The 21,677-nt window shown below is 70.5% G+C and carries 20 protein-coding genes; 4 read left to right on the forward strand and 16 right to left on the reverse strand.

The annotated features are described in order from the left end of the window. Positions 1 to 520: 520 nt before the first annotated feature. The 7 genes from VT85_RS13105 to VT85_RS13130 form a co-directional block, all read right to left on the reverse strand. Positions 521 to 1,777: an MFS transporter gene (locus VT85_RS13105; RefSeq protein ID WP_082858577.1), complete on the reverse strand. Its 1,257-nt coding sequence runs from the start codon at positions 1,775 to 1,777 to the stop codon at positions 521 to 523. A gap of 57 nt (positions 1,778 to 1,834) precedes the next feature. Then, a complete protein-coding gene (gene nirB / locus VT85_RS13110; RefSeq protein ID WP_068415762.1) occupies positions 1,835 to 4,774 on the reverse strand; it encodes a nitrite reductase large subunit NirB in 2,940 nt (979 codons plus the stop codon). Between the two features lie 27 nt (positions 4,775 to 4,801). Next, positions 4,802 to 4,948, reverse strand: a complete 147-nt coding sequence (locus VT85_RS29165) for a hypothetical protein (RefSeq protein ID WP_231871371.1) — start codon at positions 4,946 to 4,948, stop codon at positions 4,802 to 4,804. Further along, complete coding sequence (locus VT85_RS13115; RefSeq protein ID WP_231871372.1) at positions 4,921 to 7,065, reverse strand: molybdopterin oxidoreductase family protein; 2,145 nt, start codon at positions 7,063 to 7,065, stop codon at positions 4,921 to 4,923. Before VT85_RS13115 ends, VT85_RS29165 begins: the two co-directional genes overlap by 28 nt. Continuing rightward, positions 7,062 to 8,774, reverse strand: a complete 1,713-nt coding sequence (locus VT85_RS13120; protein ID WP_082858578.1) for a DmsC/YnfH family molybdoenzyme membrane anchor subunit — start codon at positions 8,772 to 8,774, stop codon at positions 7,062 to 7,064. Before VT85_RS13120 ends, VT85_RS13115 begins: the two co-directional genes overlap by 4 nt. A 295-nt stretch (positions 8,775 to 9,069) precedes the next feature. Further along, on the reverse strand, positions 9,070 to 9,675 hold the full coding sequence (locus tag VT85_RS13125) for a response regulator transcription factor (RefSeq protein ID WP_197490653.1): 606 nt from the start codon (positions 9,673 to 9,675) through the stop codon (positions 9,070 to 9,072). Between the two features lie 10 nt (positions 9,676 to 9,685). Then, positions 9,686 to 11,158 (reverse strand): ATP-binding protein, encoded by a 1,473-nt coding sequence (locus VT85_RS13130; protein WP_068415768.1) that lies wholly within the window; start codon positions 11,156 to 11,158, stop codon positions 9,686 to 9,688. A gap of 451 nt (positions 11,159 to 11,609) precedes the next feature. Between VT85_RS13130 and VT85_RS13135 the strand changes: the two genes are divergently transcribed. Then, positions 11,610 to 12,146, forward strand: coding sequence for a transposase (locus tag VT85_RS13135; protein ID WP_068415771.1), 537 nt, complete (start codon positions 11,610 to 11,612; stop codon positions 12,144 to 12,146). Positions 12,147 to 12,799: 653 nt separating this feature from the next. On the opposite strand, the gene VT85_RS13140 is transcribed toward VT85_RS13135, so the two are convergent. Beyond that, a complete protein-coding gene (locus VT85_RS13140; RefSeq protein WP_197490663.1) occupies positions 12,800 to 14,227 on the reverse strand; it encodes a neutral/alkaline non-lysosomal ceramidase N-terminal domain-containing protein in 1,428 nt (475 codons plus the stop codon). Positions 14,228 to 14,412: 185 nt separating this feature from the next. On the opposite strand from VT85_RS13140, the gene VT85_RS13145 reads away from it, so the two are divergent. Next, complete coding sequence (locus VT85_RS13145; protein ID WP_068415777.1) at positions 14,413 to 15,804, forward strand: DUF1501 domain-containing protein; 1,392 nt, start codon at positions 14,413 to 14,415, stop codon at positions 15,802 to 15,804. A gap of 2 nt (positions 15,805 to 15,806) precedes the next feature. Here the strand turns inward: VT85_RS13145 and VT85_RS13150 are convergent, their stop codons facing one another. The 4 genes from VT85_RS13150 to VT85_RS13165 all read right to left on the reverse strand — a co-directional run bounded on the left by VT85_RS13150 (position 15,807) and on the right by VT85_RS13165 (position 18,532). After that, positions 15,807 to 16,652: an IS5 family transposase gene (locus tag VT85_RS13150; protein ID WP_068415722.1), complete on the reverse strand. Its 846-nt coding sequence runs from the start codon at positions 16,650 to 16,652 to the stop codon at positions 15,807 to 15,809. A 200-nt stretch (positions 16,653 to 16,852) separates the two neighbouring features. Beyond that, positions 16,853 to 17,059 carry a hypothetical protein gene (locus VT85_RS13155; RefSeq protein WP_068415780.1) on the reverse strand — a complete coding sequence of 69 codons (207 nt, stop codon included), beginning with the start codon at positions 17,057 to 17,059 and terminating at the stop codon, positions 16,853 to 16,855. A 217-nt stretch (positions 17,060 to 17,276) separates the two neighbouring features. After that, positions 17,277 to 17,861 carry a YdeI/OmpD-associated family protein gene (locus VT85_RS13160; RefSeq protein WP_068415784.1) on the reverse strand — a complete coding sequence of 195 codons (585 nt, stop codon included), beginning with the start codon at positions 17,859 to 17,861 and terminating at the stop codon, positions 17,277 to 17,279. 5 nt (positions 17,862 to 17,866) lie between these two features. Further along, on the reverse strand, positions 17,867 to 18,532 hold the full coding sequence (locus VT85_RS13165; RefSeq protein WP_068415787.1) for a DNA alkylation repair protein: 666 nt from the start codon (positions 18,530 to 18,532) through the stop codon (positions 17,867 to 17,869). Between the two features lie 235 nt (positions 18,533 to 18,767). Here VT85_RS13165 and VT85_RS13170 point away from each other — a divergent pair, with 235 nt between their 5' ends. Then, complete coding sequence (locus VT85_RS13170; RefSeq protein WP_068415793.1) at positions 18,768 to 19,280, forward strand: hypothetical protein; 513 nt, start codon at positions 18,768 to 18,770, stop codon at positions 19,278 to 19,280. A 195-nt stretch (positions 19,281 to 19,475) separates the two neighbouring features. Here the strand turns inward: VT85_RS13170 and VT85_RS13175 are convergent, their stop codons facing one another. The 3 genes from VT85_RS13175 to VT85_RS29665 all read right to left on the reverse strand — a co-directional run bounded on the left by VT85_RS13175 (position 19,476) and on the right by VT85_RS29665 (position 20,453). Further along, positions 19,476 to 19,643: a hypothetical protein gene (locus VT85_RS13175; protein ID WP_156512852.1), complete on the reverse strand. Its 168-nt coding sequence runs from the start codon at positions 19,641 to 19,643 to the stop codon at positions 19,476 to 19,478. 306 nt (positions 19,644 to 19,949) lie between these two features. After that, positions 19,950 to 20,249, reverse strand: coding sequence for a hypothetical protein (locus VT85_RS27635; protein ID WP_197490665.1), 300 nt, complete (start codon positions 20,247 to 20,249; stop codon positions 19,950 to 19,952). An 81-nt stretch (positions 20,250 to 20,330) separates the two neighbouring features. Then, positions 20,331 to 20,453, reverse strand: a complete 123-nt coding sequence (locus VT85_RS29665) for a hypothetical protein (protein ID WP_255376934.1) — start codon at positions 20,451 to 20,453, stop codon at positions 20,331 to 20,333. 150 nt (positions 20,454 to 20,603) lie between these two features. Between VT85_RS29665 and VT85_RS13180 the strand changes: the two genes are divergently transcribed. Beyond that, positions 20,604 to 20,939: a hypothetical protein gene (locus VT85_RS13180; protein WP_197490667.1), complete on the forward strand. Its 336-nt coding sequence runs from the start codon at positions 20,604 to 20,606 to the stop codon at positions 20,937 to 20,939. 29 nt (positions 20,940 to 20,968) lie between these two features. Here the strand turns inward: VT85_RS13180 and VT85_RS13185 are convergent, their stop codons facing one another. Then, a complete protein-coding gene (locus VT85_RS13185; RefSeq protein WP_068415799.1) occupies positions 20,969 to 21,538 on the reverse strand; it encodes a DUF1572 family protein in 570 nt (189 codons plus the stop codon). Positions 21,539 to 21,677 lie beyond the last annotated feature (139 nt).

Raw genomic sequence — 21,677 nt, forward strand, 5'->3', positions numbered from 1 at the left:
CAGCCGGCGCAGGAGGGCGTAGACGCCATCGTCGGGCGTCGCCCCGGCGTCGAGCCGCTCGCGGAATCGCGCGACCTCGGACTCGGGCAGGGGGGTGGGCTGGCCCGTGGAGGCCAGGTAGACGGCCCGCAGCCGGAGGAACATGCGTTTGTCCCTCTCGGCGCCGGCTCGGGCTTGCAATTCGTCCAGCGTGAGGTGGTCGGCGGCGGGGCTCCCGTAGGTGTCCCCGCCATCATCCCCGGGGCCGCCGCAGGGCGCAAGAACGCGCCGTTTCTAGATGCACTCCGTATCAGGCCCTCGGCGAACCGGATCGCGGTCGGATCGTCCTCCAGGGGGATCTCGCGAAGCGCCGGGGCGAGGACCGGGACGCCGCCGTGACGGGTCGCCAAGCCGCCTGCCTGCCAGCCGGGCCTCGAAGACCGCCCGCGAAGGCCCGTCGAGGCCCTTGGATTGGGTGCGGCGTTTGCGACGTGTGGCCCCGATCGAGGAGGGCCGGCCGCCACGCGGGCGGACGGGTGAATCAGGCGGCCCCGGTGGCTTCGGCCGCGACGGGAAGCGGGACACATGAGGGCTCCGCGGCCCTTCCGCCCTCGTCGATGAAGATGCCGCGCCAGCCTCGGCTCGCGTAGGCCAGCGCCGCGGCACCGCCGAGGCCTCCGATCAGGGCGAAGGCGAGGAAGCCCCCGCTGTAGCTGCCGGTCGCCTGCTTCATGGCGCCCAGCATGGTCGGTAGGAAGAAGCCCCCCAGGCCACCCGCGGCGCCGACGACGCCGGTCGTTACGCCGATCTCTCTGGGGAATCGCTGAGGGACGAGCTGGAAGACCGCGCCGTTGCCCATGCCGAGCGCCGCCATGGCCGCGAACAGGAGCGTCGTCCCGGCGGCGAGCGGCGGCAGCGTCGCCAGGCCCAGCATCGCCCCGCCTGCGGCGAGGAAGAGGGCCGTCAGCAAACGGACGCCCCCGAGTCGGTCGGCCAGGTGGCCCCCGACCGGCCGGAGCGCGGAGCCCGCGATTACGCAGAGCGTCGCGAAGCCCCCCGCCGCCACCGGCGACAGGCCGTACTGGCTCAGGAAGAACACGTTGAGGAAGCTGGCGAGCCCGACGAAGCCGCCGAAGGTGATCGAATAGAGCAGGCAGAACCACCAGGCGTCGCCCCGCCGCAGCACCTCGAGGTAGGCCCGCAACGGCCGGGGCGTCGGCTGGTTCGGGCTGTCCTTGGCAAGCAGGGCGAACAGGACGAAAGTCGCCAGCAGCGGGATGAGCGCCAGGCCGAACACGGCGCGCCAGCCCCAAACCGCCGCCAGCCGGGGACCGAAGAAGGTGGCGATCGCCGTGCCGCTGTTGCCGGCGCCGGCGATCCCCATCGCCAGCCCCTGGAGCCGAGGCGGATACCATCGGCTCGCCAGCGGCAGCGCGGCGGCGAAGCTCGCTCCCGCGACGCCCAGCAGCAGCCCGACGAGCAGCAGCCTCGGGTACGAGTCGGCCCAGAGCCAGCCCAGCAGCAGGGGCGCGGCCGTCGAGGCCATGCCGAGCATCGCGGTCCGCCGGGCGCCGATCCGATCGGCCAGGAGCCCGAGGACCAGGCGGAGCACTGCCCCGCCCAGCAGCGGCACCGCCACCATCAGCCCCTTCTGGGCGTCGGACAGGCCGAACTCCGCGACGATCGAGTTGGCCAGCGCGCCGGGCAGCAGCCAGACCATGAAGCTGACGTCGAAGTAGAGGAACGCGCTGAACAGGGTGGGCGCGTGGCCCGCGCGGCGGAAGTCGCTCAGGTTCATCGGGGCGGGGCTCCGGGTTCGGGGAAGAAGGCGATCTTGCGACGATCCTCGCGTCGGTCAGGGGCAGGCCGTGGCGCACGGTTGGGGCAGTCGGGCGAGACGTCCCATGTCCTCCGCGGGCGGCAGCTCGACCAGCACGGCGTCGCCGTCGATTCGGACGGGGAAGACCTCGACCCGGAATCGGTCGCCGCTCAGGCACGCTCCCGATTCGAGGGAGAACGTCTTCTTGTGCAGCGGGCAGGCGACTTTCGGGACGCCTTGCTGGTCGCCGAGGAGGCCCCGCGACAGGACGGCCTCGCGCTTGTGCGGGCAGGTGTTCTGGCAGGCATACCATTCGCCCTTGGAGGCGAACCGGAAGACGGCGATCTCGGCCGCGCCGTGCTTGATCGCACGGCCGCCGTCGGGCGGGAAGTCGGCGACCGTCCCGACGTGGACCCAGGAACGCTCGCCCCCGTCCGGGCCGACCGCGCCCGACGCGCCCAGGCTCTCGACCGGGACGAAGTCGTCCGGCCAGTCGGCCGGCCGCGGCTGGCCCCGCTCGGCGACGATCTCGATGCCCGGCTCCACGTCGTCAGTGTTCGCGAACTGCTTGAAGAACCGCCGCTTTTCCGGGTCGTCGACTACGGCCTTCCACTCGCAGCGATACGAGTCGACGTGCGCCTGCATCTGCCGCTCCAGCTCGGCCGCGAGGCCCAGCCGATCGTCGACGATCACGTCGCGGAGGTAATCGATCCCCCCCTCCAGGTTCTCCAGCCAGGTGGACGTCCGGGTCAGCCGGTCGGCGGTGCGGATGTAGTACATCAAGAAGCGGTCGAGGTAGCGGAGGGCCGTCTCCTCGTCGAGGTCCGACGCCAGGAGGTCGGCGTGGCGGGGGCGGGCGCCGCCGTTGCCGCCGACGTAGAGGTTGTAACCCTTCTCGGTGGCGATGAGGCCGAAGTCCTTGCCCTGGGCCTCGGCGCACTCGCGGACGCAACCCGAAACGGCCCCCTTGAGCTTGTGGGGGGCGCGCAGCCCCCGGTAGCGCAGCTCCACCCGGACGGCGAAGCCGACCGAGTCCTGCACGCCGAAGCGGCACCACGACGAGCCCACGCAGCTCTTGACCGTCCGTAGCGACTTGCCGTAGGCGTGGCCGCTCTCGAATCCGGCCGTGATCAGCTCGGACCAGATGTCGGGCAGGAGGTGCACGGGCGCCCCGAAGAGGTCGACCCGCTGGCCGCCGGTGATCTTCGCGTAGAGGCCGTACGTCTTGGCGACGCGGCCCAGGACGATCAACTGGTCCGGCGTGATCTCGCCGCCGGGGACGCGCGGGACCACGGAGTACGTCCCGCCTCGCTGGATGTTGCCGAGGAAGCGGTCGTTGGTGTCCTGCAAGGTGGCGTGGGCCGGGTCGAGGACGTTCTCGTTCCAGAGGCTCGCCAGGATCGAGGCGACGGTCGGCTTGCAGGTCTCGCAGCCGAGCCCCCGGCCGTACGAGGCGATCAGGGCCTCGAACGTCCGAATCCCCCGGACGAGGGCGATCTGGTACAGCTCCTTCCGACTGTGCGGGAAGTGCTCGCAGAGGTGGTCGTCGACCCGGGCGCCGGCGGCCTTCAGCTCGGCCTTGAGCAGCTCGGACACGCGCGGCAGGCAACCGCCGCAGCCGGTCCCGGCGAGCGTACACTCCTTCACCTGGGCGATCGTCTTGAGACCCTGGTCGCGGATCGCCTCGCGGACCCGGCCCTCGCCGACGTTGTTGCACGAGCAGACCTGGGCGTCGACCGCGCCCCCGAGCGCCGGGCCTCGGCCGGTGGAGAGCAGGTCGCCGGGGGAGACGGGGAGCGGCCCGTCGCTCTTGAAGACCGAGAGGAGCGTGCCATAGTCCGAGGCGTCGCCGACGAGGACGCCGCCGAGCAGCCGCGCGCCGTCGGGGGCGAAGAGGAGCTTCTTGTAGACGCCCCGGAACGGGTCCTCGAAGGTCAGCGCCCGGGCCCCGTCGGCGTCGGCGAACGGGTCGCCGAAGCTGGCGACGTCGACCCCCATCAGCTTCAGCTTGGTCGACATGTCGAAGCCGGCGAACCGCCTCAGGGAGCCCGTCAGGTTCGCCGCGGCCACGTCGGCCATTTCGTAGCCCGGGGCGACGAGGCCGTAGACCGTCCCCCGGTGGACGGCGACCTCGCCGACGGCGAGGATCTCCGGGTCGGACGTCCACATCCCGTCGTCCACGACGACTCCGCCACGCGGGCCGATCTCCAGGCCGCAGGCGCGGGCCAGCTCGTCGCGGGGCCGGATGCCCGCCGAGACGACGACCATGCCGACCTCGAGCTCGCCGCCGTCGGCGAACGCCAGGCCCTCGACCTTCCCGTTGCCGAGGAACTCTCGCGTGCTCTTGCCGAGGTGGACGCGGACGTTCATCGCCTCGATCTTCTCGAGCAGGACCTTCGAGCCCGCGGCGTCGATCTGGCGGGGCATCAGCCGGGGCGCGAACTCGACGACGTGGGTCTCCAGGCCCAGCTCCCGGACCGCCTTCGCCGCCTCCAGGCCGAGCAGCCCGCCGCCGATCACCGCAGCCGAGCCCGCCCGCGGCGCATAGGCCAGGATCGCCTCCAGGTCCTCGATCGTCCTGTAGACGAAAATCCCCTTCTTGTCCACGCCCGGGACCGCCGGCACGAACGGCGCGGAGCCGGTGGCGAATACCAGCGCCTCGTAGTCGACCTCGACCCCCTTCGCGGAGACGACCCGCCGCCGCTCGCGGTCGACGGCCGCGACGCGGTCGCCGACGTGGAGGTCCACGGCGTTCTCGGCGTACCAGGTCCGGCAGGCGATCTTGAGGCGGTCGGCGTCGCGGCCGTCGAAGAACTTCGACAGGTTCACGCGGTCGTAGGCCGGTCGCGCCTCCTCGCAGAACGTCACGATCCGGTAGCGACGCTCAAGGTCGAGCGCCACGAGCCGTTCGCAGAAACGGTGGCCGACCATGCCGTTGCCGACCACCACCACGGTCTTCCTCTTGTCGTACTTCATCGTCGGGTCCTCGTGCCGGGCGGGGGGTCAGTGGGCCTTCGGGACGCCGCGGCCCCGGGGGATCTCGTCGTCGCGGGCGGCCCGGATGCGGGCCGCGCACGACTTGTAGGCGGGCTGGCGCGACTCGGGGTCGAACGCCGCGAACGTCAGCCGATTCGTCGCGCCGTCGTGCATCGGCAGGAACAGACGGCCGGGTGGGACCGTCGGGTCGCGAAGACCCGCACGCACGCCTCGCCCCGGCGCGACTCGACCACGGCCCACGCGCCGGCCGTCAGGCCGAGCCTCTGCGCATCGGTCGGGTGGATCTCGACGTACGGGTCGCGCGGGTGGAGCTTGCGGAGGACGTCCGACTTGGCCGTCCGCGTCTGAGTGTGCCACTGGGCCGCACCGCCGCGGCCGGTCAGCAGCTCGAACGGGAAGGCGTCGTCGGTCGGCTCGGGTGAGGGCCGGGGCTCCTCGAACAGGAACCGGGCGCGGCCGTCCGGGTGGTGGAATCGGCCGTCGGCGAACAGCCGCCGCTGCGGGCTCGGGTCCGCGCCCTCGGCCGGGAAGGGCCACTGGACGCCCCCCGCCTCGTCGATCGCGCGGTAGTCGGCGATCCCCGTCACGTCGCACGGTCGCCCCGCGGAGAGCCGCTTGAGGATCTGGAAGGTCGCCTCGGGCGACGACCAGTCCTCGAACATCGCCCCGCAGCCGGCGTAGTGCGCGGCGAGCTTGAAGATGTGGAAATCGGCCAGCGCCAGGCCCGGCGCGCGGGCGACCTTCTTGATGAGACCGACCCGGCGCTCCGAGTTGATGAACGTCCCATCCTTCTCGCCCCAGCCCGCCGCCGGCAGGAGCAGGTCGGCCAGCTGCGCGGTCTCGGTCGAGCTGTACATGTCCTGCACGACCAGGAAGTCCAGCTCGCCGAGAGTCTCGCGCAGCCGACCTTGATCGATCCACGAGTGTGCGGGGTTCGTGGCGACGACCCAGAGGCCCCGGATCTCGCCCGACCGGACGCCGTCGAGGATCCGGTCGTACGACCAGCTCGGCCGGTCCGGGATGCGATCGACGGGGATGCCGAGGGTCGCGGCGACCTCGGCGCGGTGGGCGGGGTCGGCGAATTCGCGCCCGCCCAGCAGCGACGTCGTGTTGGAATAAAGCCGCGAGCCCATGGCGTTGCACTGGCCGGTGATCGAGTTCGCGCCCGTCCCGGGCCGGCCGATGCTCCCCGTCAGGAGCGCCAGGTTGATCGCCGCCTGCGCCGTCTTCACCCCCTGGTGGCTCTGGTTCACGCCCATCGTCCACCAGAACGACGCCCGCTCCGCCTTCGCGATCCGGTCGGCCGCGGATCGGACGGCGTCGGCTTCCAGACCCGTCTCACGGGCCACCCGGTCCGGGTCGTACGGTGCCACGAACGCGGCGAACTCCTCGAAGCCGCGGGTGTGCGCCTCGACGAACCGGCGGTCGACCGCGCCTCGCTCGATCAGCAGGCGGGCGAGCCCGTAGAGGAGCGTGAGGTCGGACTTCGGCCGCGCCGGCAGGTGCAGCGTCGCCGCCATCGCCGTCTCCGTCCGGCGAGGGTCGATCACGAGGATCTCGGGGCGGTGTGGGTTCCGCGTGGCCCGCTCCCAGAGCACCGGATGGGCGATGCAAGGGTTCGCCCCGATGAGGACGATGCAGTCCGACTCCTCCAGGTCCTGGTACGTGTAGGGCGGGGCGTCGAAGCCGAAGGCCTGCTTGTACGCGACGACGGCCGAGGCCATGCACTGGCGGGTGTTGCCGTCGCCGTGGACCATCCCCATGCCGAACTTCGCGACCGCGCCCAGCAGCGCCATCTCCTCGGTGGCGATCTGCCCGGTGCTGAGGAACGCCACCGAGGCCGGCCCATGCTCCGCCTGGATCGCCCGGAACCGCGAGGCCATCTCCGACATGGCCTCGTCCCAGCCGACATCCTGCAGCCGCCCGTCCGCCCCGCGCAGGAGAGGTGCGACGGCGCGGTCGGGGGCGTCGAGGACGGCCAGCGCCTCCCACCCCTTGGGGCAGGCCATGCCGCGATTGACGGGGTGGTCCTTCGTGGGGCTGAGGTTCACCGCCCGGCCCTCGCGCAGGTGGACCGTCAGGCCGCAGCCGGTCGAGCAGTAGCCGCACACCATGCCGGTCGTCGCGTCCGGCGTCCTCGCGGCGGGCACCTGCCCCAGCCCGAACCCGCCGGGCTCCCGCCGCAGTTCGCGGGTCAGTCGCCCGTCCCGAGCCCGGGCCAGGCCGACGAGCCGGTCGATCATCGTGTCGCGCCCGTTCCCGTTCGTCATGACGGCAGCCCTCCCGGCATCGTGGGACGAGAGACCGCGGTGAAGAACAGGTGGCGTTCGAGAATCTCGCCGGCGAGGCAAGTCGCGAACGCCAGGGTCGTCGCCTGGGCGGCCAGGTGCGGTTCCCGACCGACCACGGCCGCCGCCACCGCGGGGAGGACGACGCCGCCGGCGATCCCAAGGAGCCGTCGGAGCGTGACGATCCGTCGCATCGGTCCGCGGAGCAGCCGGGCGGTCCGGCCGAGTGGGCCGTCCTCGCCCGCCTCGTCGCAGTCGCGCGCCTCGAACCGCAGCTTGGCCGCCGTGACCAGCCCGAGCGCGACGGCGAGGGCCGCGAACGGGGCCGCGTCTCGGCCGCTCGCCGGGGCCGGGAGCCAACCGGCCCGACCGGCCCCCAGGCACGCCAGCGCCGAGGCCAGCCCGAGCACGGCCGCCGTCCCCGCGAACTTCCACCCCGAGACCGACGCCCGCCAGAACGGCCGACGGACCGCGTGGTAGACCATCACCGAGCAAGCCACCCCCGCCGCCCCCGCCGCCGCGACGGCCGCCAGCAGGCCCAGCCTCGCTTCCGGGCGGGCGGCCATCCAGTCCCCCGCGAGCCAGTCGGCCGCGACGTAGGCCGTCGCGAGCTTCGCGAACAGGCCGAGGGTCGCCACCTCGCGGCTGAGCCACGAGTGCCGCAGCCCGAGCACCGCCCGGTAAGCATACAGGGGCCGGCCCAGGTGGAGCACGCTCGCGACCAGCCCGACCAGCCCCAGCGCGAGGGAGAGTCGCGCCAGGGCCGGGCCGGAGAGGCCGTCCTTCGGGTCGGCCAGCCGCGCGGCCAACTCGACGAGGAACCCGCCCGCGGCGAGCTGCGTCAGAACGAGCATCACCGCCAGCGGCGAGTGCCCGTGCTCCGGGGCCGTCGGGTCGCCCCCCGCCGGCCCCGGCAGGCCGGGCCGGAGCGACGTGAAGCGGGTCGTCGGCCGGGTGTACGACGGGTCGAACGCCCCGGGCAAGAACGCGCCCGCCTCGGAGTCCGCCCGGACGTCCGCGACGTCCACGACCCGGATGCGGATCGCCTCGTGGGGGCAGGCCTGGACGCAAGCCGGGGCCTCTCCCTCCTTCAGCCGGTCGGCGCACATGTCGCACTTGCGGACGATGCCCTTGTCCGCGTGGTATTTCGGCACGTCGTACGGGCAGGCGAGCGTACAGTACTGGCAGCCGATGCACTGGTCGTCGAGGTGCCGCACGATGCCCGTGATCGGCTCCTTTTCGTACGCCTCGACCGGGCACGCCGCCAGGCAGGCCGGCTCCAGGCAGTGGTGGCAGGCCGTCGTGACGTGCTGGATCACCGGGAGCGCGGCCGTCCCGCCGACCAGCAGGCCGACGTCCCGCCAGGTCTCTCCCTCGTCCAACCCGTTGAGCGCGTGGCAGGCCGACACGCACGCCTTGCAGCCCGAGCAACGATCGAGGTCCACCTCGAACGCGAGTTGCTGGCCCGGCCCCGGCGGCCCGGCCGGGAGCAGGGCCGAGTAGAACCGCTCCCCCACTGGCTCGTCCGGCCCGCGATGGAGCCTCGCGAAACGCTCGACGGCGCTCAGGTCGCCCTGCTCGGCGAGGAGCGAGTCGACCAGTCGGTCGTCCCGCCGCCCGCCGACCCCGGCCTCGGACCGGTCGACCCGCTCGGCGAGCTTCAGGGACGTACCTTCATCGACGAAGCGCATGGACGCCACTCCTCGCGGACGGTTGGGTCGACCCGACGACGGGTCGACAGGGTTGCAACCGGTCGGGAGAGGAGCCGGTCGGCCTTCGACTGCCAGCCCTGGAAAGCAGCGGGGATGCCAGTCAGCGAAAGGCGGCCCCCTTTTGCGGAATCACGAAGGGCCTGGCGATCCACCCTTCGCCAAACCGAAGGGTGAAGCCCTCGCAATGCCGATGGGCCTGTTCGCGGGGCTGGCAGTCGTGCCAGAAATCCAGGCGGTGCGTTCGGCGGGAACCAGACGCGGTTCGGCGGCCGAATCAGGCCGATCGGGAGGGCGGGTCCGCAGGGCGGCTTTCGGATGCGGCCTCCAGGCCGATCGCGATCCGGAGCAGGTCGGGGAGCGAGCCGACGCCGAGCTTGCGCATCAGGCTGGCGCGGCGGAGCTCGACGGCCCGGGGGGTGATCTCCAGGAGCCTGGCGATCTCCTTGTTCGGCCGACCGTCCCGGATCATCGCCAGGACTTCGCATTCTTTGGTGGTCAGGGAGCCGAGCCGCGCCCGGACCGCTTCGGTCGCGGATCGTCGCTCAAGGCGGGCTCCGTCGTCGCGGAGGGCGCGCTGGATCTTCTCCAGGAGCACCTGGCCGTTGAACGGCTTCTCAAGGAACTCGGCCGCGCCCGACTTCATCGCCCGGACCGCCATCGGTACGTCGGCGTGGGCTGTGATGAACAGCACAGGGATCTCCAGACCGCGCGCGGAGAGGTCCTCGAACAGATCGAGCCCGCCCGTCCCCGGCATGCGGACGTCCAGCACCAGGCAGGTGGGGCCGTCCTCGGCGTAGCCGCGGGCGAACTCCTCGGCCGACGCATAGGTCAAGGCCCGGAGGCCGACCGTCTTCAGCAGCCAACGCAGCGAGTCTCGCATGTCGGGGTCGTCATCCACGATGTGAACCGTCGGCTCGCTCATGATCGGGCGGGGCGGCCGGCAGCCGGACCCGGAAGGTCGTCTCTCCTCCCGGCACCGACTCGACGAAAATCCGCCCCTGGTGGGCCTCCACAATCGTGCGACAGATCGCCAGTCCCATGCCCATGCTATTGGCACGAGTGCTGAAATAGGCATCAAAAATCACGGGCAGCCGGTCGGGCGAGATGCCCTCCCCGTTGTCGCGAACACCGAATTCGACCCCCCCCTCATCGGACGACTTCGTCCACATAACGAGCGTGGGGGTCGAGGGTTGCGACAGGGCGAGCGAGTCCAGGGCGTTGCGGGCGAGGTTGACCAACACCTGCTGGATCTGTACCGGATCGCCAAGAAGACAGGGCAATTCGGGTGCCAGCTCCAGGCGGAGGGCGACGCCGGTCCGCTGGATCGCGCCCCCCAGGATCTCCCTCGCGTCGTCGACGAGCGCGTTCGCCTCGAAGGGCTCACGCCTCGGCCCCTGCCGCGTGACGAACCGCCGCACCTGTTCGATGATCCGGCCGGCGCGCATCGCGGCGGCCTGGAGGCGCCGGAGCGCCTCGCGGATCTCGTCGACGGCCGGGTTCGGGGCGGCCAGGGCGGCCAGGCAGCCCTCGGCGTAGTTGGAGACGGCCCCGAGCGGCTGATTCAGCTCGTGGGCCAGCGCCGACGCCATCTCCCCAGCCGCGCTCGTCCGATCGGCGTGGCTGAGCCGCGCGAGAAGCTCCCCGTGCCTCTCCCTTGCCGCCTCCAACTCGCAGGTGCGCTCGCGGACCCGGGCCTCCAACTCGTCGCGCGCCCGTCCCTGCTCGTCGAGCTGGCTGCGGATCAGCCCGACCGCCGGGCGGAGGATGAAACGGCCGATGGCGACGAGGCCCCCCACGGTCAAGCCGGCGAGCGCCCAGCCGATTCGACGAAACCGCTCGACCCGCCCCCGCGCCTCGGCTTCGTAGAGCCCGACGACGTGGTCCATGCCCCGGAGGTATTCCGCCTCGTGGTCGAGGATGACGGCCAGGTCCACACGCCTCGCTGCGGCGTCGCGCGGAACGGCCGCCTCGGGTCCGACCAGGCGCTTCGCGGCGTCCTGGATCGCGGTGAAATGCGGCTCCAACGCGGCCAGGCCGTCCCGTACAAGCCGATCCTCCCCGTCCCCCGCCTCGTCGTCGAGCAACCCCTTGTGCGCGGTCGACCACGAGGCGAGGACCTGCCTCATCTCGTCGCTCGCCGCGCCCGCCCGCTCGTCGCCGCGGTCGGCTGCGAGGGCAGCCTTCGCCAGCCGCTGGCTGAGCATCCGCTGGCGGCCGGCCGAGTTGATCAACGTCGCGTCGGTCGACAGCCGCACCAGGGAGGGCTGGACCAACGCCTGATTGCCGAAGACCAGGAAGCCGACGACCGCCAGCGCGAGGCGATACTTGTTCCCCAGGATCTTCGCGACGTCTTCGCTCGGCATGGGATCGAGGCCCTGATGGGATTGGCGCGGTCGCCGGATGAGGCGACCCGGCATGATCTTAACCGAAACGACCGGGTCGGCTTCCGCCCGATCTCGCCGCGCCGTCGGACGGCCCGGTCGTCCTTGCTTCCGGGGCGTCGACCTCTAACTCGAATTTTAGAGCGGTTTTTCGTTGAATGCGGCGATTGACGCGGTTGTCCCTGGGCGGCTATGGAGGGCCACCTGAGAGGAAAGCCTACTCAACCGACCTCCGTGAGCGGGTCGTCGCGGCGTGCGACGCCGGCGACGCCGCCCGCTTCTCGGTCGGCGTCGCCTGGATCCGCAAGCGGATGCGGCGGCGTCGCGAGACCGGCTCGATCGGGCCCAGGCCGCACGGCGGCGGCCGCGCCCGGGCGTTCGACGCCGAGGCCGAACGCCGGCTCCGCGAGGCGGTCCTGGCCGCCGGCGTCTCGTGCCGCGTCTCGGCGGTGCATCGGGCCCTGAAGCGTCCGGGGGCCGCTCGCGAGAAAAGTCGCGGCGGGCGTCCGAGCAGGACCGTCCCGAGCCGACGGCCGAGCGGGCCGCCTGGCGCGACGAGTTCGCGGGGGTCGATCCGGCTCGGCCGGTCTTCATCGACGAGACGGGCGCGAGCACGGCCATGGACCGGACGCACGGCCGAGCCCCCGGCGGCGTGCGGGTCGGCGGCCCGGCGCCGCACGGCCGCTGGAAGGTCGTCGCGCTCGCGGAGGCCGTCCGCCCGGGCGGCGTGGGGGCCTTGGACGGGGCGACCGACTCGGCCGCGTTCGAGACCTACGTCGAGCGACGCCCGGCCCCGACGCCGAGGCCCGGCGACGTCGTGATCCTCGACGACTGGCCGTGCCGCAAGACGGCCGAGGCCGCCCGACCGATCGCCGCGGCCGGGGCCGAACCGCGCTTCCTGCCGCCGTACGGCCCCGACCTGAATCCGATCGAGCGGATGTCCTCCAAGCTCAAGGCCTGGCTGCGGTAGGTGAAAACACGGGCGGGCGACGGCCTGATCGGGGCGATGGGCGACGCCGTGCGGGAGGTCCGCCCCGCCGACGTCGTCGGCTGGTTCCGCCATGGCGGATACCAGGCCCGATCAAGCGACACACTCGACAAAAAACCGCTCTAAAGCGCAAGGCGACGTCCTCCAGCTTACCATCATGCGGGGAGTCGATCTCTCCAGCGGACATGGCGGGTGCTGCTCGATGGGAACCTGAGACATCACTTCCATCGAGCACTCCGGCAATCCGCCAGTCCCCGCCCCATTCGTCGAGGGCGGTCGACCGGTTCGACCAGTAGTCGTCATCGACTGCGTTCATGCCCGGCTCAGTCATCGACTGCGTTCATGCCCGGCTCAGTAGATTGTGGGTCTGTTGCAGGGCTGGCAAGAATTTGGTAAGAGCCAGGGCCGTGCGACGACTACGCGACCCGTGCCGGTGAGACCCGACCGTCGCGCGTTTCGCTTTCTGAAGCACGGCGTTTCGTCGCCAAACCCTTGCCGCCCGAGTGCGGCCCGCTGAGTCGGCTCTGGGGACCTAAAATCCTCTGGGCGGGGACGCCCGTGTGGGTTCGAATCCCACCGACGAGATCAGAGTTACGGCAAACCTCGGCAACCGAAAATCTCCCAGCGGTGTTTCGCTACTTCACTTGGGTCTCGATCCGGGCTTCGTCCGCCAGCCGCCGGACGGCGTCGACGACGACGTCCTGGACTCGAGGCTCGAAGAAGCCGACCATGGGACTCAGGTTCCGACTCCACGCCCAGAGCGTCACGCCGATCGCCTCGTGGCCGCCCTCCTCGACGACCCGCGCCGTCGGCAGGTAGCCGAAACAGTCGTTGTTGTATCCGGCGACCCAGAGCCCATCCGGGCCGAGGGCCTTGCGTAGCAACGTCGCGTACTCGGCCACCGGCTCGCCCGGCAGCGCCGCCAGCGTCAGGCTCTTGCCGAACCGCCAGACCGCCACGGGCGCCGTGTAGCGGGTCGGCAAGCGTTCGCCCGCGTCCAGGACCTCCAGCATGTGTCGGGCTTGCCACGCCTGGAAGTTGGGACGATCCAGGTATCCCTCGATCTGCTTGCGGGACAACTGTTGCAGCGGCAGATCCACCTGCGCGTAGGCGACCTGGAGCGGCCCGTCCACGGCTGCCAGCGGCCCGTCGAGCACTTGGCAGACCTCGCGGCCCAGCGCCTCGCCGTGCGTCCGGGCCTGTTCGATCGCGCCGCGCGGCTCCGGGTTGGCGTCCCCGCCGCAACCGGCCAGGAACAGGGCCGTCGCGCCCGGATGACGCGCCTCGACGACGGCGCGGGCGTAGCCGGGGTAGTCGGCGCTGATGACGTTCCCGGTGCCGGCCGCCACCGCGTGGCAGGCGCAGCCGAAGACCACGGCCAGGGGCTTCCCTTCCGGCGAATCGACCCGCAGGACGGGGACCGCGTCATCCACCGGGGCGTCCGGGTTGGGCGCCATGACGACCCCTTCGGGCTTCGGAAGCCGGCGGCTGGTGGGGACGTTCGTGCGGCCGGCCGCCCAGGAGAGCCGTGCCGGCCGCAAGGCGGCGAGGGCCCGCTCCACCAGGTCGACGAGCTGATCCTGCAGCCGGCGGGTGTAGGCGGCCGTCGCCTCGGCCTGCTCGGGCGTCATGTCCGGGTGGGCGACGTTGAGCGTCAGGTTCGGATCGAGGCTGACGACCGGCCCGGTGTGGGTGTGCGAGGCGTTGAAGATCAGCCGCTCTGGACCCAGCCCCGTCCGCTCGGCGATCCGGCGCGTCACGGCGTCGGTGACGACGGCGGACTGGAAGCCGACCAGGTCGGCCGCGACGACCACCGCGCGGCGGCCCCGCGCGTCCTCCAGGGCCAGCGCGCGGGCCGACAGCTCGTCGGAGACCCCTTCGAACGGCCCCTTGCGGTCGGTGTAGCCGAGCAGGACCAGGGGCCGCTCGGGCGTGATCGCGACCGTGGCCGTCCCGGCTTTCCAGGACGGAGGCGGTCCCCCGTCGTCGAAACCCCGACTCGCCGGAACCTCGACGACCAGCATCATAAGCCCGACCACGACCGTTCGACGGAGTCTTCTCATCATCTGGCTCCTCAAGTTCAGGGGACCGCCAGCATACCGACTCCCGCCGCCGGGGGCACGGACGGTGTCGATGTCGGGACGATGGCGCTGAGGCCGCTGGATCGCCGGCGGCGAATGAGCTAGGCTGGTGGCGATCGGCGTCGCGTGGACTCCGAGCTTCCGGTTCATCCTGACGGGAATGGTCCATGTCTTACGCAGCCGGAGCGGGCTCTCGCCGAGAATTCCTGAGGGCGGGGCTGGCGGGCATGGGGTCTCTGTCGCTCTCGGGGCTGCTCCAGCTCAGGGCGCAGGCCGCCCCGACGCGGGAGCGGAAGGCCGTGATCCTCGTCTGGCTCAGGGGCGGGTGCAGCCACCTGGACACGTACGATCCGAAGCCGGACGCCCCGTCGGAGTTCCGCGGGCCGTTCGCGACGCTGGACACCAAGACGAGCGGCCTGCGCCTGTCCGAGTTGCTCCCCCTCCAGGCCGCGATCTCGGACAAGCTCACCGTCTTGCGCTCCATGGCGCACACGGGAGGGGGGCACCCGGCCGGGTCGCTCCAGCTGCTCACGGGCGATCCCGACCCCCAGGACAAGGCCGGCCCGGCCTTCCCGGATGTGCTCGCGGTGGCGAACTACCTCGGGAAGCGCGAGGACCGGGCGCTGCCGAACTACGTCGGGGTCAATCCCATCCACGGCTACGACGGCTTCCGCATCGCCGGCCCGGCGTTCCTGGGCTCGACTTACGAGCCGTTCGCCGTGATGGGAGACCCGTCCGCCCCGGACTTCCGCGTCAATTTCGGCGACGCCGCGGCGGCCGACCGCCTGCGGGACAGGGCGAGACTCCGCAGCACGTTCGACGACCTCCGGCGTTCGCTGGATCGGTCCGAGATCGAGAGGACCATGGACGATTTTCAGGCCCGCGCCCTCAACCTCATGACCAGCCCGGAGGCCGCCACGGCGTTCGACCTCTCTCGCGAGGACCCGAAGCTGCGGGACCGCTACGGCCGCCATGCCTGGGGCCAGCAGTGCCTCATGGCGCGTCGGCTCGTCGAGGCGGGGGTCGACCTCGTCACCACGACCTTCGACGGGCCGCTCTGCGGCCGGGTCGCGAACTGGGACGACCACGCCGTCAACCACCACGTCTTCGACGCCCTCAAGTTCCGCGCCCCGTATTTCGACCAGGCGGTCTCGGCCCTGATCCAGGACGTCCACGACCGGGGGCTCCAGGACCGAGTGCTGGTCATCGTCACGGGCGAATTCGGCCGCACGCCCCGCATCTCGTACGTCGCGAGCAGCGGGGGCGGCGTGGCGAGCGCCCCGGCGGGGACGACCCAGCCGGGCCGGGATCACTGGAACCGGGCGAACTCCATGATCTGGTCGGGGGGCGGCATCGAAGGCGGCCGCGTGATCGGCGCGACGGACAGCCGCGGCGAGGACGTGGTGGATCGTCGCGTCGGGCCTCACGACTTCCTGGCGACCGTCTATCGCCACCTTGGGATCGATTACGAACGGATCACCATCCCCGACCGTCTAGGGCGACCCATCCCGATCGTCTCCAACGGCCAGGCGATCCCGGAGCTGGTCTCGAGGTCCTAGGCCTAGGTTCTGTCTGACGGCTCGATGAGCCGGAAGCAACGGCGGATCATGGCGAGCTTGACCATGGCCAGGAAGTTGACCGCGAGCTTCTCGAACCGGGTCGCCAGGCGGCGGTTCTCCTTCAGCCAGAGGATGCACCGCTCGACGATGTTTCGTCGGCGGTAGGCCCCGGCGTCGAACTTCGGGTTCCTCCGCTGGTCCTTGCGGGTCGGGATCACCGCCTTGATCCCCCGCCGTCGCAGGTAGCGGCGGATGCGCCGATAGCTATACCCCTTGTCGCCGGCCAGGCGGCGGGGCCGCCGTCGCGGCCGGCCCCGGCCCGGCCGCTTGATCCGCACCGCCTCCAGGGCCGGCTCCAGGGACTTCGATTCGTGGGCCCGGCCCGCCGTGACGACGGCCGAGAGCGGGACGCCGCCGGAGTCGACGACCAGGTGGAGCTTCGTCCCGAAGCCGCCGCGGGAGCGGCCGAGGGCGTGGTCGGCCGGCTCGGCCGTCCCCCTTTTCCCCCCGGCCCCGGCGGCCGCGCGGCTCGCCCGGATGGAGGTCCCGTCGACGCACCAGAGGTCGAAGTCGATCCGCCCCGAGGCGTCCAGCTCCAGGTGGAGCCGCTCCAGGATTCGGTCGATGGTCCCGTCTCGGGCCCAGCGGTTGAAGCGGTCGTAGACGCTCTTCCACTTCCCGTAACGCTCCGGGAGCTCCCGCCACTGGGCCCCCGTGTGGAGGATCCAGAGGACGCCGTCGAGGGTCGTCCGGTGGTCGTTCCAGCGACCCCCCGGCCTCCCGACCGGCGGCAGAAGGTCGGCGATCAGGGTGAATTCCTCATCCTTCAACTCGTAGCGACGCGTCATCGCGGCCTCCTTGGGGAAGCCGCCATGGTAACGCTCTACGAGCCGTCAGACAGAACCTAGATCCTGGGCCCAGGCGACGTGGATGCGGAGGGCCGATCTCCGGCCGCCGTCGGGCCGGGGCAGTCGCTTGTCACGCCGAGTCTACCCGGGGGCTGCTCGCTCGAATTCTCCCGGTGCCGACCGGGTGGCGAGCCACCCGCTCAGTCCCCCGCATCCAACGGCTTGTACATCGGCTCGGACTTGCCGAAGAAGCCGCTGACGTTGACCGCGATCGGGTACGCGGCAGAGCACTCGGTGCAAACCCACGCGAAGTCGTAGGTCGTGCCATTGGCGGCGTGCTCCACCACGACTTCCTTATGTCGTTCCATGCGGCCGGTGCACAGGGGGCAGGTCGGCTTCTTCTTCATGCTGGGCTCCGCTCAAGCAGCTCGATACTGGAGAATTCCCCGGCGTCATCATCAGAGGCGCTGCAACGTGCGACAAGATGCGGCCGGGTGAGTTCGGCGGGCTCGACTGCCACCTCAATCGGGATGAGATCCGCCACGTTTCGACGTGGCGGCGGCTGCACGAGCAAGGATTGGAACAACATCAACCAGGGGGCCTAATCGGGGGTCGCCCCGCGTCTCAGCCCGGCGCCTTCTTCCAGGTGAACTGGGGCACCCGCTCGCCCCGGGCCGAGTACGCGGCCAGCGAGTCCAACCGTTTACGACGCGTCTCGACCTTCTTGGCGCCGGCGACCCACCAGTTGACCGCCTTGCGGTAGGACGCGGGCTGCTTCTCGTAAAACTCCCACGCCGCCGGCTTCTCCCGCAGAAGGCCCAGGAACGGCTCGGGCATCTCGACGTCCCCCTGCTCGTGGGAGTAGATGCCCGATCGGTCCTCGTTCCGAGCTTCGAACGCGGCCAGGCCGGTCGGCTGCATGCGGCCGAGTTCGGTCAGGGCCTGGACCCGAGCGATGTTCACGGCGCTCCACACGCTGCGCTTCTTGCGCGGCGTAAACCGGATCGTGTAGCTCTCGGCGTCGACGCCCTTCCGGACGCCGTCGATCCATCCGTAGCAGAGGGCCTCATCCACCGATTCCGGCCAGGTGATGCTAGACCGGCGCGTGCCCTTTTTGTAGAAGCCGACCAGGAGTTGGTCCGCCGTGGCGTGGTTCTCGCCGAGCCAGGCCCGGAAGTCCCCGGGTGTTTCGAAGAAGATAGGGTCCATGCGCCTCAGCCCTGCCGCTCGACCATCGCGGCCACCCAGACCGGCACGTAGGGAGGCGTGCAGCCCTTGGACACCGGCCAGTCGCGGTACAGGCCGATCCTCTCTCCGACGGCTACGGCTCGTTCGCGATACTCGGGGTGGTGGATGCCGATCGCGGCGAGCGTGTTGTTCATCGTCCACTGCACCTCCGGCGCAGCCTTCGGCATCTCTCTCTCGATGCGATCGAGGAGTGCGGGCAGGTCGAGGCCGCCGCCGCCTTTGTTCACGCGGCTGGCGGTGAAGTGCCAGCCCGCGCGGGCGGACCAGCGGTCCTTCGCCTTCATCCACTTCTGACGCAGCGATTCCTTCTCGGGGTGTTCTGCGACGACGTACGAGTTCAGCCAGTCGGCCACCTGCGAGCAGGTCGCGGACCGAGTCAACTCGTCGAGCTGGTCGGCCGAGAGCGACCTGGGCTTGATGATGAGCGTGGCGAGGAGTTGGGCCTCGACGTTGCCGGTCTCCCAGAGCCTGAGCGCGAGCTCATGGTCCGTCTTGATCTTCTTGGCGATCGCCCGCAGGTCGCCGAGCTTCACGCCGAACTGGTCGTCGGGCGCGCCGGCCTTCCTGTTGTGCTTACGCCGGGCGTCGTCGCCGAGGGACTCGAACTGGGCGAGGATTTCGTCGACGGTCATTCGGGGCGTTCCTTCCTTGATCGCGATCGGCCTGGGCGGATTCTAAGCGATTCCGAAAGGACGGGCGATGCATCCTGCTCCGGCGGGCATCGGCTTCCTCCGGCCTCGCGTCTCCCTGACCGTCTCAGTCGTAAGAGGTCGCACTTTGGCAAGCGAATTGCTTACACAATGAAATCCATGCTCGGTCGGCCCTTTTGTTGATCGACGCGTCATCCCGAAATCCGAGAGGACCATCATGGCCACCACCAACGATCCCGAGAAAAGCGCCGATCTGCCCCCTCGCGGCGACCGCAACGCCGATCCCATTACCGACCAGCCCGGCTCCCACCCCTTCGAGACGGGCATCGGGGCCGCGGTCGGCGGCCTCGCCTCCGGCGCGGCGGTCGGCTCCGTCGCGGGTCCTGTAGGCACGGCGGTCGGCGCCGCCCTGGGGGCCGTCGCGGGCGGCCTGGCCGGCAAGGGCGTGGGCGAGCTTATCGATCCGACGACCGAAGACAACTGGCTGCGAGACAACTTCTCGTCGCGCCCCTACGTCCGCGAGGGCGACACCTTCGAGTCCTACACGCCCGCGTACCGCTACGGCGCCACGGCCGAGTCGCAGTACGGCGAGGGCCGCTTCGACGAGATCGAGGAAGACCTGAAGAGCGGCTGGGAGGGCGAGGTGGAGTGGGATCGCGCCCGCGACGCGGCCCGCGACGCCTACGACCGAAGCGCCGCCATCCGCCGCGAGCGTGGCGCGTACATATGATTCATCCGCTTTCGACTGGACGCGACCGGGCGTGAGAACGCCCGCTTCACATAGATTGCCGCTCTACCGGGTTCGTCCGGCGGGGCGGCTCTTTTCCGTTGATGGGCTGCAGCTGGAACTGCTTGCGCTGCTCCATGGACATGGCTACACTCGACGGAGAGCCGACGAACCGCCCCTAGTCCCCGCCGACCACGCTCAGGGGAAATCCAGCGAAGCGGCGCAAGGAGTGGTCGCGAACAAAACGCGCATCCCCCATCCGTCCTGGTGCGTCACCCAGAGCGCGGGATTGGGCATGGAATCCCATATGAGCCGGATCACGCCGATGGCGGCCGTCAGGACGACGCCGTCAAGGATCGTGATCATTCGCTCGGAGCCCACGGTCGACACGCCTTCACTCGCTCTCATCCGGTAGCTCAGCCCGGCTCCACGGCGATCATGAGCCATCGCCGCGACCGATCGGCGGGGGCTCATCAGCCCGGCGGCGGCCGACTCTCGATAAAGCGGCGAGGGTCTCCTCCATGGAAGAACCCGACAAGGCTTCAGCCCTCGGGCCTTTCAGCGTGAGAGACTTCTCTTCGACGTGGAGCCGGAGCAGGCTCGCGGCCGGGTCGGATGGCATGGCGGCTTCCTCTCCCGGCATCCTACCGACGCCGGGCCGGGCCGGGAGCCTCAGGCCTCGTCCTCGACCAACTCCGCCCAGAGCGTCTCTCCGCCGTTCGACCACACGGCCTCGTCGCCGCCTTCGAGGTCGAAGCGGTGCGTCGCGGCCTCCTCGCTCCCGACGAATCCGGGCGTAGCCACGGTGCACAGCAAGGCCAGCAGCATCGGGCGGGCGCTACAGCCGGGGCAGAGCGAGCATGTCGATGCGGCCCGCCGTGACCAGATGCGGGTGATCAGCGATCGCGGCTCGCCGTCGGCACCTACCGCGGTATCGACCATCGTGAGTCTGGGTCTCGGTTCGTGCGGCATCGCAACGGCCTCCGGCACCATCATCAAGCGGAACAACAAGAGCTTACCAAGTGCATCAAATCACGCAACAAGAAATCTGGGTCAGAAGCATGGCTTTCCGCGCACGTCGCAGATGTCGTAGGAGCGGGCTTCGTCGGCGTAGATGCCCGCCAGCGGCAGCGTCGCCCCGCTCATCATGGCGAACCGGCCGTGCTTCTCGTTCACGGCTTTCTTCAGGATTGTGTGTCTCGGAATCGCGCTGATAGGCAGCGAGTCGCCCAGGGAGTTGATCGGGTGTCACCGGATGGACGCAGTCCTGCACGTTCGGAACGGGCTGCCGGAATACCGGTTCCTGTACCACTCGGAGAGTCTCCTATGCCCATCCGCCGCGACAGGCGGCTGCAGATCGTGCGCTGGGGCGACGGCGGGCGGCGGAGCTGCACGCCCCCCCGCACCGGCCGGACCTGGAAGAAGAGCGTCGAGTCCGGCCTGTGGCTGAACGCCGGGGCGGTGCCGGTCGAGATACCGGCGATGTTCAGGCTGGAGCGGCGGGGCGTGTGGTACGCTATCGAGGTGGGGATGCGGGGCATCCTCGTGCCCGACGAGCGCGGCCTCGCGGTCTGCCACATGGTCATCGACGAGGCGACGCACTATTACCGGGTCATGACTCGGGCCGAGCGGATGCCGGTGCTGATCGACCAGGTGATCTGAGCGTCAGGGCCCGACGCGAGCGTCGCCGCTCAGGACTCCGGCGCTCGAAAGTGTCCTCGGCCCCAGACCTGACGGTTGAAGCCTCCCGATCCTCCCCGGGGTATCGTGATCGTCTCCCAATCGTCGCCGGCCAGGACGCGGGCGATGAGGATGATCTGGCCGACGTGGTAGCCGCAGTGGGCCAGCGACCGCTGGATCGCCAATGGGACGCTGTGCGGCTCGCCCCGAATGGTGATGGTTTTGCTGACGTCTTCAGCCGTCAGGGACTCCAGCGAGTCAAACAGCGCATTCCAGCCGGACTCCCAGTAGGCGAGCAACTCGTCCCGCGAGGCGAACGTATCCACGAACTCGTCGTCCCGGTTGCGCCAGGACTTCTCGCCGTCCGTCGTCAAGAAGTCGGTCCATCGCGACAGGAGGTTGCCGGCCACGTGCTTCATGATCACGGCGATAGAGTTGGTGTTCGGGTCCAGTGGACGGTGCAGCTTCTCGTCCCTCAGCTGAGAGACGGCCTTCTCGGCCCAGCCCTTGTTGGCCCGAAAGGCGGACAGCGCGCCCTCGACGAGGATCTGCGCCAGATCATTCGACTCGACGGATCCCATGCCCCCTCCCTCCTGACGTCGCTTGACTACCGGCTTCGCGATCGGACCTGACCGCCTGTGTTCGATTGAGGATTCCTCGCCGCCTCCATATGTTCGCACCATCTGTTTCCGGATTCGATCCCGGGCCAGTGGGCGACGC

The organism is Planctomyces sp. SH-PL62 (genome assembly GCF_001610895.1).
In the GTDB taxonomy this organism is placed as follows: Bacteria; Planctomycetota; Planctomycetia; order Isosphaerales; family Isosphaeraceae; genus Paludisphaera.

Excerpts from the sequence above, each read along its gene's own strand:
- VT85_RS13160 (WP_068415784.1), bottom strand. The coding sequence starts at position 17,861 with ATGGACCCTATCTTCTTCGAAACACCCGGGGACTTCCGGGCCTGGCTC.
- VT85_RS13130 (WP_068415768.1), bottom strand. The coding sequence starts at position 11,158 with ATGCCGAGCGAAGACGTCGCGAAGATCCTGGGGAACAAGTATCGCCTC.
- VT85_RS13140 (WP_197490663.1), bottom strand. The coding sequence starts at position 14,227 with ATGAGAAGACTCCGTCGAACGGTCGTGGTCGGGCTTATGATGCTGGTC.
- VT85_RS13165 (WP_068415787.1), bottom strand. The coding sequence starts at position 18,532 with ATGACCGTCGACGAAATCCTCGCCCAGTTCGAGTCCCTCGGCGACGAC.
- VT85_RS13185 (WP_068415799.1), bottom strand. The coding sequence starts at position 21,538 with ATGGGATCCGTCGAGTCGAATGATCTGGCGCAGATCCTCGTCGAGGGC.
- VT85_RS13170 (WP_068415793.1), top strand. The coding sequence starts at position 18,768 with ATGGCCACCACCAACGATCCCGAGAAAAGCGCCGATCTGCCCCCTCGC.
- VT85_RS13105 (WP_082858577.1), bottom strand. The coding sequence starts at position 1,777 with ATGAACCTGAGCGACTTCCGCCGCGCGGGCCACGCGCCCACCCTGTTC.
- VT85_RS13145 (WP_068415777.1), top strand. The coding sequence starts at position 14,413 with ATGTCTTACGCAGCCGGAGCGGGCTCTCGCCGAGAATTCCTGAGGGCG.
- VT85_RS13175 (WP_156512852.1), bottom strand. The coding sequence starts at position 19,643 with ATGATCACGATCCTTGACGGCGTCGTCCTGACGGCCGCCATCGGCGTG.
- VT85_RS13115 (WP_231871372.1), bottom strand. The coding sequence starts at position 7,065 with ATGACGAACGGGAACGGGCGCGACACGATGATCGACCGGCTCGTCGGC.
- VT85_RS29165 (WP_231871371.1), bottom strand. The coding sequence starts at position 4,948 with ATGCACGACGGCGCGACGAATCGGCTGACGTTCGCGGCGTTCGACCCC.
- VT85_RS13180 (WP_197490667.1), top strand. The coding sequence starts at position 20,604 with ATGCCCATCCGCCGCGACAGGCGGCTGCAGATCGTGCGCTGGGGCGAC.
- VT85_RS13125 (WP_197490653.1), bottom strand. The coding sequence starts at position 9,675 with ATGCGAGACTCGCTGCGTTGGCTGCTGAAGACGGTCGGCCTCCGGGCC.
- VT85_RS13150 (WP_068415722.1), bottom strand. The coding sequence starts at position 16,652 with ATGACGCGTCGCTACGAGTTGAAGGATGAGGAATTCACCCTGATCGCC.
- nirB (WP_068415762.1), bottom strand. The coding sequence starts at position 4,774 with ATGAAGTACGACAAGAGGAAGACCGTGGTGGTGGTCGGCAACGGCATG.
- VT85_RS27635 (WP_197490665.1), bottom strand. The coding sequence starts at position 20,249 with ATGCCGCACGAACCGAGACCCAGACTCACGATGGTCGATACCGCGGTA.
- VT85_RS13155 (WP_068415780.1), bottom strand. The coding sequence starts at position 17,059 with ATGAAGAAGAAGCCGACCTGCCCCCTGTGCACCGGCCGCATGGAACGA.
- VT85_RS13120 (WP_082858578.1), bottom strand. The coding sequence starts at position 8,774 with ATGCGCTTCGTCGATGAAGGTACGTCCCTGAAGCTCGCCGAGCGGGTC.